The sequence below is a fragment of the Bacillus sp. FSL R10-2780 genome (genome assembly GCF_038006125.1).
Lineage (GTDB): Bacteria > Bacillota > Bacilli > Bacillales > Bacillaceae_G > Bacillus_A > Bacillus_A cereus_U.
Map to the genome: position 1 here is coordinate 3435294 of NZ_JBBOUQ010000001.1, position 11996 is coordinate 3447289.

The following is an 11996-nucleotide window of genomic DNA, read 5'->3' on the forward strand; positions in this document are numbered from 1 at the left end:
GAAAAAATGACCTATGCAGAAAATATGACAAAATAAACCCTTTCATTTACATCCGCCATTTTTCTACTTTATAATGACGTTATGTGTGTTTCATCTAGTTAATTTTTTGACACACTAAGAAAAGTGAATGAAAGGAGATGAGAGTTTTGCACGAAACAACGCAAGAACTCGCAAACTGGCAGTATTATTTCGCTATCGCAGTCTTTTTAATTACATATGCCATTATTATTTCTGAAAAAATTAACCGCGCTGTCATCGCACTTCTTGGTGCAGCATTCATGGTAATTGCCGGGGTCGTTGACTTACACAATGCCTTTACGAAACATATTGAATGGGGAACAATTACATTACTCATCGGTATGATGATACTGGTAAACATTACAAGTAAGTCAGGTGTCTTCCAATACGTTGCCATTAAAGCCGCAAAAGGAGCACAAGGAAATCCAATTAAAATTTTAATTTCACTTTCCTTACTTACCGCGCTTGGCTCCGCATTTTTAGATAACGTTACAACCGTACTTCTTGTTGTTCCAGTTACTTTATCTATTACGCGCATCTTGCAAGTAAATCCTGTTCCATATTTACTTTCTGAAATTATTTTTTCAAACATCGGAGGAACAGCAACATTAATTGGTGATCCGCCAAATATTATGATTGGTTCTGCTAATAAACATTTAGACTTCAATGCTTTCTTATTCAACTTAGCACCTATCGTAATCATCATTATTGCTGTTACAGCAACAATGCTTTACTTCATGTACCGTAAGCAATTAATTGCTGATCCTGTACAAATTAAAAAGCTAATGAGCTTAGATGAAAAACAATACATTAAAGATCCAGTATTAATGAAAAAATCTTTAATAGTACTTGGACTTACTATTTTAGGTTTCATGACTCATTCCATCTTCCATATTGATGCAGCTATCATCGCCTTAACTGGTGCTACTGTCCTTATGTTAATCGGTGTGAAAGAACATGAAATTGAAGAGGTATTCGCAAGTGTAGAATGGGTAACAATCTTCTTCTTCGCGGGACTATTCGTACTCGTTGGAGGACTTATCGATATCGGTCTTATCAAAACGTTAGCTCAAAAAGTAATTGGAATAACAGGCGGAGATATTTCTCAAGCATCTATCCTTATTCTATGGGTATCTGGTATCGCCTCTGCAACAATCGATAACATTCCATTCGTTGCAACAATGATTCCGCTTATTAACGATATGGCAGTTGGGCTAGGTTTATCACCTTCTGACGCACAAGTCGATGTACTATGGTGGGCATTAGCATTAGGTGCTTGCCTAGGTGGAAACGGAACATTAATCGGGGCTTCTGCTAACGTAATCGTAGCCGGAATCGCAAGTCGTGAAGGACATAAATTCAGCTACATGGAATTCCTTAAAGTCGGCTTCCCAATTATGATCGTTTCATTAATCATTTCTCACATTTACATTTACTTACGCTATCTTATGTAGTAGAAAAAAGCGCCCCGCTTAGCAGGGCGCTTTCGTTCTTTTTTCAGCATATCCGAATTATTATAGAACCAAATATATCGACCGCTCGACAACTTTGATACGCCTACTCTTTATACCTCACCGGCTCATTCCGAATAATGAACAAATGAATCGGCAAGAAAACCGAAAACGTGATTGTATGAATGATCGTAAATAGTATGGAATTCGTTCCGTATCTATCCAAAATAGCGTAGATGAGATAAATAGACAGCACAATCGATACGGCTGTTGCTAGCAAACTTATAATTGGTACGAAATTAAAAATGAAACATCCGACATATATGCCAAATACTTTCCACCCTGCCTCTTCTTTCAAGAAATCTGGTAATTTATCTTTCGCTAAATCGCCCCATGTCTTACTATTTATAAACGGAATAAAAGCAAGAACACCATCAGTTGCACCATCATTTTTCGCCATCGTATAAAGTGCAAAAGCCGTTAACAAATACGAAATAATTGCCCAAATTATTATAACAAGAATAAACGCAAAACTAAGAGCAAAGAAACCTGCTAGTACGCTTTGATCTTCCATCTTATCCTCTCCTCTCTCTTCTCAACATATTTCATTACATTGCAAGTTATGTTTTAAAATTCACCCAAACTCTTTGTATAATAATATGAGAAAGATAATAAGAGAGGAGCACATACCTATGCATCCATTTGTAAAGGCATTACAAGAGCATTTTACAGCTCATCAAAATCCCGAAAAAGCAGAACCGATGGCACGTTATATGAAAAATCACTTCCCGTTTCTCGGTATTCAAACTCCCGAGAGAAGACAATTATTGAAAGACGTCATTCAAATACATACGCTCCCAGATAAAAAGGACTTCCAAATTATCATACGTGAGCTTTGGGACTTACCAGAACGTGAATTTCAAGCTGCCGCACTCGATATCATGCAAAAATATAAAAAGCACATAAACGAAACTCATATCCCATTTCTAGAAGAACTTATTGTCACAAAATCTTGGTGGGACTCTGTTGATAGCATCGTCCCTACATTTTTAGGTGCCATCTTTTTAAAACATCCAGAATTAATTTCTGCATATATTCCAAAATGGATTGCATCAGAAAACATATGGTTACAGCGTGCCGCTATTTTATTCCAGCTGAAATATAAACAAAAAATGGATGAAGAACTCCTTTTCTGGATTATCGGACAACTACATTCTTCAAAAGAATTTTTCATTCAAAAAGCAATCGGCTGGGTCCTTCGCGAATATGCAAAAACAAAGCCAGATGTAGTTTGGGAATACGTTCAAACTAACGAGCTCGCTCCACTAAGCAGACGCGAAGCAATTAAGCATATTAAGCAAAATTACGGAATAAATAACGAAAAAATAGGCGAGACTCTATCCTAGATAGGCACGTTCCTCTATTGAGATTTAAAAAAGAACGTGTTAGAATATGTTCATTATTATTAATATAAGTAGCGATGACGGACTTATAAGTACTTGCATAAAAAGCGATTCAGGGATAGTGAAAGCCTGAAGCTGCGAGGAAACGGCAGTCTCGAGCAATACGTGATAAAGTGGATGCACATTTTGTGTATCAACTAGGGTGGAACCGCGGGCAAACGCTCGTCCCTAGGCGATTAAGCCTTGGGATGAGCGTTTTTTTATGTTTTTTAAAGCATATATTGCTCGTTTCCAAAGTACCCATCACGTCATCGCAAATACGTTAACTTTCAAAAGGAGGATTTTATTATGTATTCAATGGAACAAGTTGTAAACTTAGCAAAACATCGCGGTTTCGTTTTCCCTGGTTCTGAAATTTACGGTGGTCTTGCAAACACATGGGATTACGGTCCACTTGGAATCGAATTAAAAAATAACGTTAAAAAAGCTTGGTGGAAAAAGTTCATTCAAGAATCTCCACACAACGTTGGTTTAGATGCTGCTATTTTAATGAACCCAAAAACTTGGATCGCTTCTGGTCACGTTGGTAACTTTAATGATCCAATGATCGACTGTAAAAAATGTAAAGCTCGTCACCGTGCTGACAAATTAATTGAAGATGCATTAGACGCAAAAGGCATCGAAATGGTCGTTGACGGTCTTACTTTCGACCAAATGGCTGACTTAATGAAAGAACATGAAGTAAAATGCCCAGATTGCGGTAGCCAAGAATTCACGGAAATCCGTCAGTTCAACTTAATGTTCAAAACATTCCAAGGTGTTACAGAGTCTAGCACAAACGAAATCTTCCTTCGTCCTGAAACAGCACAAGGTATTTTCGTAAACTTTAAAAACGTACAACGCTCTATGCGTAAGAAACTTCCATTTGGTATCGGCCAAATCGGTAAAAGTTTCCGTAACGAAATCACACCTGGTAACTTCACATTCCGTACACGTGAATTCGAACAAATGGAACTTGAATTCTTCTGTAAGCCTGGTGAAGATTTAGAGTGGTTCGCATTCTGGCGTGAAACTTGTAAAAACTGGTTACTTTCACTTGGTATGACTGAAGAAAGCATGCGTCTTCGTGACCACGGTGAAGACGAATTATCTCACTACAGTAACGCAACAACTGATATTGAATTCAGATTCCCATTCGGTTGGGGCGAACTATGGGGCGTTGCATCTCGTACAGACTTCGATTTAAAACGTCATATGGAACACTCTAACGAAGACTTTAACTATATCGATCCACAAACGAATGAGCGTTACGTGCCATACTGCATCGAGCCATCTCTAGGTGCAGACCGTGTAACATTAGCATTCTTATGTGATGCATATGAAGAAGAGCAATTAGAAAACGATTCTCGTACAGTTCTTCGTTTCCACCCTGCTTTAGCACCATATAAAGCAGCTATCTTACCATTATCTAAAAAGCTATCTGAAGGTGCTACTGAAGTATTCGCAGAACTAGCTAAAGACTTCGTGGTAGACTTTGATGAAACTGGTTCTATCGGTAAACGTTACCGTCGTCAAGACGAAATCGGTACACCATTCTGTATCACATACGACTTCGACTCTGTTGAAGACAAAGCTGTTACAGTACGTGACCGTGACACTATGGAACAAGTTCGTATGCCAATTAGCGAACTAAAAGGTTTCTTAGAGAAAAAAATCCAGTTCTAATTATAAAGTGAAACTTTAATCAGTGGGGGTTTTGTTCATCCCCCACTGATTATTAGTTGAACCAATCGGGCGTTTACGGGCAGTTAATCTCTCACCTAACTTCTTTGCTCCAACCGAATTTTGAGGTGGGAGTTTTACTGCCCGTTAATGCGGGATAAAAAAGAGGCAGCTCATAAGAGCCGCCTCTTTTCTATTTTTCACGTTTTTCTTTAATTGCTACTGTACATCTTGATATGCATAGTAAATCATCATTTTCATCAATGATGCGAATATCCCAAACCATTGTCGATTGTCCTCTATGTATCGGTGTTCCGATTGCTGTTACAATTCCATCTTGCTTTGAGCGAATATGATTTGCATTAATTTCTAATCCAAAACAAATACATTTCTCTTGATCAATTAAATTGTATGAACCAACGCTTGCCACAGTTTCTGCTAATGCAACAGATGCACCGCCATGTAAAAATCCAAACGGCTGATGCGTACGTTCATCAACAGGCATCGTAGCAACTACTTTATCCTCTGTCATTTCTAACAACTCAATTCCAAGCGAATCCATTAAAGTTTTTGACATATCGTTTTCAACCTCTCTCACCTTAAATCAAATGTATAATTTTACCTGTTTAATTTCAAACTACCTATAACACTTATATAAGGAGGTTTCACCTAAATGAAACAGAAATTTTGTATACTATTGCTTATGTTCTCCTTCCTGACTATTGTACCAAATTGTGCAATAGCAGCCAAAGCATCCAACCTGACAATCAATGTTAAGACTGTAACACAAAAAGGTAAGAAACCTTATATAGAATATCAAATTAATAGGCCTTCCTTTCACAACTTTTCTGATTCGAAATTTCAAAATAAGCTAAATTCCTATTACAAAAACTCTACTGCTACATTTAAAAGTAAATTAGAAAAAGAAGCGAAGAAATATTATAAAGAAACAGAAGGATCTAGCACACCTTTTCATCCATACGTTGCAAATGTTGACTATAAAGTAGCTTTAAACAAACCACCTTTCCTAAGTCTATATGTGAATTACTATCAATATACAGGCGGAGCGCACGGACTTTATACGTGGAAGGCAAATACATTTGATTTAAACGAAAAAAAATTATTACACTTAGACGATTTATTTCAACAAGAGGATAAATATAACGAAATAATTCGCACAGAGATTGTAAGACAAATTAAACAAAATGAAAGCATTTATTTCCCTGACGCAGCCGAAAAGGTAACGAGCACTAAAAAGTTTCACTACTTTTTAGAACCGGATAATCTTGTGATTTATTTCCCTTTATATGAAATTGCTCCTTATTCAAGCGGAATCCCGCAATTTCGTATTCCATACACATTGCTTAGAGACTATTTAAAGCCTTCTTATCAAAATATTTTGATTGACAACAAGTAAATATTTTCGCTACGATAATGTTAACCTAAACACAACTGGAGGTTAACATTATGAAGAAGCTTCATGTTTTAGATTTAGCATTAGCTGCGATGTTCGTCGCTCTTATGGCTATTGGTGCAAATATTGTATCGTGGGCACCATTCCTACAAATAGCGGGCGTCCCGTTATCTATGCAACCATTTTTCGCAATTTTAGCAGGTCTTCTTCTTGGGAGTAGACTTGGGGCATTATCAATGACTGTTTACATGCTTGTTGGAGTAGCGGGTGCGCCAATCTTCGCTAACTTCAAAGCTGGATTCGGGGCACTTTTAGATCCTACTGGTGGTTTTATTATCGCATTTATTATCGTTGCTTACGTATCAGGAAAACTAGTAGAACAAAAAGAACGACCAACATTCAGCACCTTTGCAATTGCTTCTTTCGTCGGAATCATTTTAACTTATATTATCGGTACTACTTATATGTACGGGGCAGTCAATATTTTCATGGGTGGTAATATGAGTTATAAAGCTGCCTGGATGATTATGATGTGGTTTGCAGTAAAAGATATTGCGTTTACAATTATCGGCGCTATTATCGCACCTCGCATATACTATGCTGTACGTCGTTCGGCTTATCAGCATTCTCATTCGACGATTTCATAATAAACAAGGAGCTGTTCCTATAGGAACAGCTCCTTGTTTATTATATTAAGACTCTTGCTACATTTGTTCTTCTAAAATTTTCTTCATCATTACTAGCATATCATCACGTAATTCTGGGTGTTGCAATGCCATTTCAATTGTTGTTTGAACAAATCCTAATTTTTCACCAACGTCATAACGCTTTCCTTCGAAATCATATGCAAATACACGTTGAATTTCATTTAAACTTTGAATTGCATCCGTTAACTGAATTTCGCCGCCCGCTCCAGCTTGTTGCTGTTCCAAGAACATAAAGATTTCAGGAGTTAAAATGTAACGTCCCATAATCGCTAAGTTTGAAGGCGCAGTACCTTTCGTTGGTTTTTCAACGAATTGACGAACTTGATAACGACGTCCCTCTTGCTCTAACGGATCAATAATTCCGTAGCGATGTGTTTCTGCTTCAGGAACAGTTTGTACACCAATAACAGAAGAAAGTGTTTTGTCATACTCGTCCATTAATTGACGTAAACATGGTTTTTCAGCTTGAACGATATCATCGCCTAATAATACTGCAAACGGCTCATCACCAATGAATTTACGTGCGCACCAAACAGCATGTCCTAATCCTTTTGGTTCTTTTTGACGAATGTAATGGATATCTACCATTTTAGAAGAAGCTTGTACTTTTTCAAGTAACTCATACTTTTTCTTCTCTAATAAGTTTTGCTCTAATTCAAATGCGTTATCAAAATGATCTTCGATAGAGCGCTTTCCTTTACCAGTAACGATAATAATATCTTCGATGCCTGATTTTACTGCTTCTTCTACGATGTATTGAATTGTTGGTTTATCTACAATTGGAAGCATTTCTTTTGGCATTGCTTTCGTTGCTGGTAAAAAGCGTGTTCCTAATCCCGCTGCCGGAATAATTGCTTTTCTCACTTTTTTCATGACAAATACCCTCGCTTTTCATTCTAATTCTCTTAGTAAAGTGCAAATTTATAACACTCGCTCGTAATAATCCTCTACATCAAACAAAACTACAAGAAAAGAGGAGGCCGTTCTCCGTTCTCCCCTTTTCCTATCAGTAGCACTCTATTCTATTATAAACGATTCATAATATCTTCTTTAATAGTAAGTAACTTTTGTTCACTATTTTGTAAGGAATCATCTTGTACACCAAAGTAGAATTTAATTTTCGGCTCTGTTCCAGATGGACGTAAGCAGAACCAAGAACCATCTGCTAATTGATATTTTAACACATTTGATTTCGGTAAGTGAATCTCTTCCTTATTTCCATCTTGTAACGTTGTAATGATGCTTTCCTTATAATCCTCAACTGCAACGACTGTTAAACCAGCTACTTCTTTCGGAGGATTCGCACGGAATGTTGCCATCATCTTTTGAATCTGTTCGGCACCATCTTTTCCTTTTAACGTTAACGATACAAGGTCCTCACGGAAGAACCCATACTTCTTAAATACTTCTAACAAACCATCGTATAACGTTTTACCTTGTGATTTGTAGTACGCAGCTACTTCACATGCAAATAGGACAGATTGAACCGCATCTTTATCACGGCAGAATGGACGGATTAAATACCCATAGCTTTCCTCATAACCGAATTGGAATTCATATTGTCCGCTTTCTTCATACTGTCTAATTTTTTCACCGATAAATTTAAATCCAGTTAACGTATCAACTGTATCTAAACCGTATGCTTTTGCGATTGTACGGCCAATTTCAGACGTTACGATTGTTTTTAAAACAACACCGTTTTCTGGAAGCGTTCCGTTTTCCTTCTTTTGTGATAATAAGTAATCAAGCATTAACGCACCTGTTTGGTTACCAGTTAACACTTGGAACTCACCATCATGATTGCGAACTGCTACACCTAGACGGTCTGCATCAGGATCTGTTGCGATTAACACATCAGCGCCTACTTTTTCACCGTCGCGAATTGCATACTTAAACGCTGCATGCTCTTCTGGATTTGGTGATTTTACTGTAGAGAAGTTTGGATCTGGTAACTCTTGCTCTTTTACAACTGTTACATCTGCAAATCCAACTTCTTCTAAACCACGGCGTACCGAAATATTTGATGTTCCATGTAATGGTGTAAAGACGATTTTTAAATCTTTTCCTACTTCTTTCACCATCTCTTTATTAATAATGACATTGTTCAATTCTGCCGCATATGCATCATCTACTTCTTGTCCAATTATATGTAATAAACCGTCAGCTTTTAATTGCTCAACATCAGCAACTTCAACTGTTAATTCATTTTCTACTGCATTTACGTAGCTAATTAACTCATCAGCTTCTTTTGGAGGCAACTGCCCACCATCTTCACCATATACTTTATAACCGTTATATTCGGGCGGATTATGGCTTGCCGTAAGAACGATTCCACTTACTGTATGTAAATGACGAACTGCGAAAGAAAGCACTGGCGTTGGACGTAAGCTTTCAAATACGTATGTTGTAATACCCTGTGCACCAAGAGTAGCAGCTACTTCCATTGCGAATTCAGGTGATTTATGACGAGAATCATACGCGACAACAACACCTCGTTTTTTCGCTTCTTCACCTAATTTTTCAATAAACCTAGCTAATCCTTTTGTTGCTTTACGAACTGTATATACATTTAAACGGTTCGTACCAGCACCAAGTTCACCACGCATACCACCTGTGCCGAACTCTAGATTTTTATAAAAGCTATCCTCGATTTTCTTCTCATCTTGCTTCATGTTTTCTAGCTGTTCTTTTAATTCTGCGTCTAATTCTGCATATGAAAGCCAGCGACTAAATTCTTGTTTCCAATTCATACTTCCATCTCCTCTCACCTGTCGTACCTTCATTATATGAAAAAAACAACCTGCATCTCAATATTTTTAAAAATCTAACAGGATTTTACTATAAATATTTGTATACACTATGGTTAAATACTCCACCAAAGGGAATGAGGATTATGCAAGAATGGGGCTTGTCAGAAGAGCTCAAAATAAAAACAAAGCAGATGATTGAAATTGCTGAAAAAGAATTATCAAACATGAAGCATGCAATCGATAAAGAAGATGAATGTATTTTATGTAAAATGGAAGATATTCATCATATGTTAACAAATGTACAGACGTTAGCAGCTACATATTATATTCAAGCATATTTATCACCTTATACGGAAAGTTCACATTTCATCACTACAGCTGTCCAACATTTAAGCGCTCGAAAACACGGTGCTCTTATCGTTGTGGAACGAAACGAGACGCTTGAATCTTGTATTCAAACTGGAACAACATTAAACGCTCATTTAACCGCACCATTACTCGAATCAATTTTTTACCCAGGTAACCCTCTTCATGACGGCGCCGTTCTCGTTAAAAATAATCATATTGTCTCAGCTGCTAATATTCTTCCGTTGACGAAAAGCACAGAAGTTGATCCTGAGCTAGGAACACGTCACAGAGCTGCAATTGGCTTATCAGAAAAAAGCGATGCACTTATATTAGTTGTCTCTGAGGAAACAGGGCGTACTTCATTCGCTTTAAGCGGGACGTTATATACGATTTCTTTATAGAATACCTATAAAATAAAAAAAGCTGTTCCGGAAAGGTTCAGTATGTAATGACCTTTCCAGACAGTTTTTTTTTCATTCTTTATTCTTCTCCGAAACGCTCAACAAGTGTTGCAAGTGTACGCACCATTGCACCTGTTGCTCCAGATGGTCCTAAATCATGTGCACCTGTTGTTTCAGATGTTCCAGCGATGTCTAAGTGTACCCATGGTGTTTCTTCTGCAAATTCACCAAGGAATGTCCCAGCCATAACCGCATGTCCTTCACGGCCTGGTGAGTTATTTAAATCAGCAAATTTACTGTTTTTGACACGTTCTTTATCACGTTCAAAAATCGGCAATTGCCAAATTGGCTCATCCGTTTCCATAGAAGCCTCTAACACTTGTTCAAACAATTCTTCATTATTTGTCATCGCGCCTGTTGTATGATTTCCAAGTGCAACAATTACACCGCCTGTTAATGTTGCAACATCAACTAAGTAATTTGCACCAAGTTTCTTCGCATACGTAATACCGTCAGCTAACGCTAGGCGACCTTCTGCATCTGTATTTAATACTTCAATTGTTTTTCCGCTCATAGATGTAATAACGTCATCTGGCTTAAATGCTGTACCACTTACAACGTTGTCAGTTGATGGAATAACAGCAATTACATTTTGCTCTGGGCGAAGTTCACCGATGATCTCCATCGCGCCAAGAACAGCTGCAGCGCCGCCCATATCACCTTTCATACCAACCATGCCTTCACGTGGTTTTAAAGAATAGCCGCCAGTATCATATGTAATCCCTTTTCCAACAAATCCAATTACATCTTTCCACTCTTCTTTTCCTTTATAAATAAGAGCGATCATTTTTGGCGGTTCAGTAGATCCTTGGTTTACTGCAAGTAATGCACCCATACCAAGCTCTTCCATCTCTTCTTTCTCAAGAACCTTATAATCCATATCGTATTTTTCCGCTAATTCAACTGCATACTCAGCAAGCTTTGTCGCTGTTAATACATTTGGCGGCATATTTACAAGCGTACGAGCTGAATTCGTTGCACGTCCATGTACGTATCCTACCGTTAATGCTGCTTCAATTTCTTGTGCATCTTCTGCTGTAATAGCAATCAGTTTTTCTAACTCTACTCTTTCTTTTTCATCCGTTTTATATGTTTGCAATCCGTATGTACCAAGGCAATATACTTCCGTTGCAATATGAGCTACATCAATCGCATCTAATTTCTCTGTTACGAAAGAATCAAGTAAGATTGCTGCGTCTTTTACTTTTGCTGATTGTAACGATTTAAAAGCTTTACTAAGAGCTGCACGTAACGTTTCTGTTGTATATGACTCTTTCTTACCTAAACCAACAAAATAATAACGTTTAACACTTGTTTTTCCTAAGCTATGTACTTTTGAAATGGCCTTCTTCTTAGTTGAAAGTTCTTTTTCTTCTAATAAAACTTGTAATTGTCCTTCAAACGCTTTATCCAGTTCTTGTACAAAGCTACTCGTTTTATCTTCTTCAAATAAGGCAACAATTACCGCTTCATGACTTGCTAATTCTTTTTGTACTTGAAACATGTTCAGACCCCCTAAATTTCTCTACGTCCATTATAACTTTATTTTCGATAAAATGCGACAATTCTAAATTCTGTTATTTCATATAAAGTGAAACTTTAATCAGTGGGGGGTTTTGTTCATCCCCCACTGATTATTAGCCTTCACCAATCGGGCGTTTACGGGGAGCCCGACTCCCACCTAACTTCTTTGCTCCAGCTGAATTTTGAGGGGGGGAGTTT

11 protein-coding genes are annotated in these 11996 nt (G+C 37.5%); 6 read left to right on the forward strand and 5 right to left on the reverse strand.

Annotation, left to right across the window (positions count from 1 at the left end; genetic code table 11):
• Positions 1–146 precede the first annotated feature (146 nt).
• Positions 147–1472 (forward strand): ArsB/NhaD family transporter, encoded by a 1326-nt coding sequence (locus tag NSQ47_RS18025; protein ID WP_341037578.1) that lies wholly within the window; start codon positions 147–149, stop codon positions 1470–1472.
• Between the two features lie 103 nt (positions 1473–1575).
• Here NSQ47_RS18025 and NSQ47_RS18030 read toward each other — a convergent pair whose 3' ends face one another.
• Complete coding sequence (locus NSQ47_RS18030) at positions 1576–2043, reverse strand: hypothetical protein (protein ID WP_002160040.1); 468 nt, start codon at positions 2041–2043, stop codon at positions 1576–1578.
• 118 nt (positions 2044–2161) lie between these two features.
• Here NSQ47_RS18030 and NSQ47_RS18035 point away from each other — a divergent pair, with 118 nt between their 5' ends.
• Both NSQ47_RS18035 and NSQ47_RS18040 read left to right on the forward strand, forming a co-directional pair.
• On the forward strand, positions 2162–2875 hold the full coding sequence (locus NSQ47_RS18035; protein ID WP_131232272.1) for a DNA alkylation repair protein: 714 nt from the start codon (positions 2162–2164) through the stop codon (positions 2873–2875).
• 345 nt (positions 2876–3220) lie between these two features.
• Complete coding sequence (locus NSQ47_RS18040; protein ID WP_002067936.1) at positions 3221–4597, forward strand: glycine--tRNA ligase; 1377 nt, start codon at positions 3221–3223, stop codon at positions 4595–4597.
• 190 nt (positions 4598–4787) lie between these two features.
• Here the strand turns inward: NSQ47_RS18040 and NSQ47_RS18045 are convergent, their stop codons facing one another.
• Positions 4788–5171: a hotdog fold thioesterase gene (locus tag NSQ47_RS18045; RefSeq protein WP_002145111.1), complete on the reverse strand. Its 384-nt coding sequence runs from the start codon at positions 5169–5171 to the stop codon at positions 4788–4790.
• A 96-nt stretch (positions 5172–5267) separates the two neighbouring features.
• On the opposite strand from NSQ47_RS18045, the gene NSQ47_RS18050 reads away from it, so the two are divergent.
• Positions 5268–6011 carry a DUF3298 and DUF4163 domain-containing protein gene (locus NSQ47_RS18050; protein ID WP_078181320.1) on the forward strand — a complete coding sequence of 248 codons (744 nt, stop codon included), beginning with the start codon at positions 5268–5270 and terminating at the stop codon, positions 6009–6011.
• 50 nt (positions 6012–6061) lie between these two features.
• Positions 6062–6655 (forward strand): biotin transporter BioY, encoded by a 594-nt coding sequence (locus tag NSQ47_RS18055; protein ID WP_002160036.1) that lies wholly within the window; start codon positions 6062–6064, stop codon positions 6653–6655.
• A 57-nt stretch (positions 6656–6712) separates the two neighbouring features.
• Here the strand turns inward: NSQ47_RS18055 and galU are convergent, their stop codons facing one another.
• Together galU and NSQ47_RS18065 are read right to left on the reverse strand one after the other, a co-directional pair.
• Complete coding sequence (gene galU, locus NSQ47_RS18060; RefSeq protein WP_341037579.1) at positions 6713–7588, reverse strand: UTP--glucose-1-phosphate uridylyltransferase GalU; 876 nt, start codon at positions 7586–7588, stop codon at positions 6713–6715.
• Between the two features lie 152 nt (positions 7589–7740).
• Positions 7741–9465: a phospho-sugar mutase gene (locus NSQ47_RS18065; RefSeq protein ID WP_341037581.1), complete on the reverse strand. Its 1725-nt coding sequence runs from the start codon at positions 9463–9465 to the stop codon at positions 7741–7743.
• Positions 9466–9608: 143 nt separating this feature from the next.
• Between NSQ47_RS18065 and cdaS the strand changes: the two genes are divergently transcribed.
• Positions 9609–10214, forward strand: coding sequence for a sporulation-specific diadenylate cyclase CdaS (cdaS, locus tag NSQ47_RS18070; protein ID WP_199661585.1), 606 nt, complete (start codon positions 9609–9611; stop codon positions 10212–10214).
• 79 nt (positions 10215–10293) lie between these two features.
• Here the strand turns inward: cdaS and pepA are convergent, their stop codons facing one another.
• Positions 10294–11778, reverse strand: coding sequence for a cytosol aminopeptidase (gene pepA, locus NSQ47_RS18075; protein ID WP_088079598.1), 1485 nt, complete (start codon positions 11776–11778; stop codon positions 10294–10296).
• Positions 11779–11996: the final 218 nt, after the last annotated feature.

Bases quoted from the DNA above. Each gene is read 5' to 3' on its own strand.
- NSQ47_RS18030 (WP_002160040.1), bottom strand. From the start codon at position 2,043: ATGGAAGATCAAAGCGTACTAGCAGGTTTCTTTGCTCTTAGTTTTGCG.
- NSQ47_RS18035 (WP_131232272.1), top strand. From the start codon at position 2,162: ATGCATCCATTTGTAAAGGCATTACAAGAGCATTTTACAGCTCATCAA.
- NSQ47_RS18040 (WP_002067936.1), top strand. From the start codon at position 3,221: ATGTATTCAATGGAACAAGTTGTAAACTTAGCAAAACATCGCGGTTTC.
- NSQ47_RS18045 (WP_002145111.1), bottom strand. From the start codon at position 5,171: ATGTCAAAAACTTTAATGGATTCGCTTGGAATTGAGTTGTTAGAAATG.
- NSQ47_RS18050 (WP_078181320.1), top strand. From the start codon at position 5,268: ATGAAACAGAAATTTTGTATACTATTGCTTATGTTCTCCTTCCTGACT.
- NSQ47_RS18055 (WP_002160036.1), top strand. From the start codon at position 6,062: ATGAAGAAGCTTCATGTTTTAGATTTAGCATTAGCTGCGATGTTCGTC.
- galU (WP_341037579.1), bottom strand. From the start codon at position 7,588: ATGAAAAAAGTGAGAAAAGCAATTATTCCGGCAGCGGGATTAGGAACA.
- NSQ47_RS18065 (WP_341037581.1), bottom strand. From the start codon at position 9,465: ATGAATTGGAAACAAGAATTTAGTCGCTGGCTTTCATATGCAGAATTA.
- cdaS (WP_199661585.1), top strand. From the start codon at position 9,609: ATGCAAGAATGGGGCTTGTCAGAAGAGCTCAAAATAAAAACAAAGCAG.
- pepA (WP_088079598.1), bottom strand. From the start codon at position 11,778: ATGTTTCAAGTACAAAAAGAATTAGCAAGTCATGAAGCGGTAATTGTT.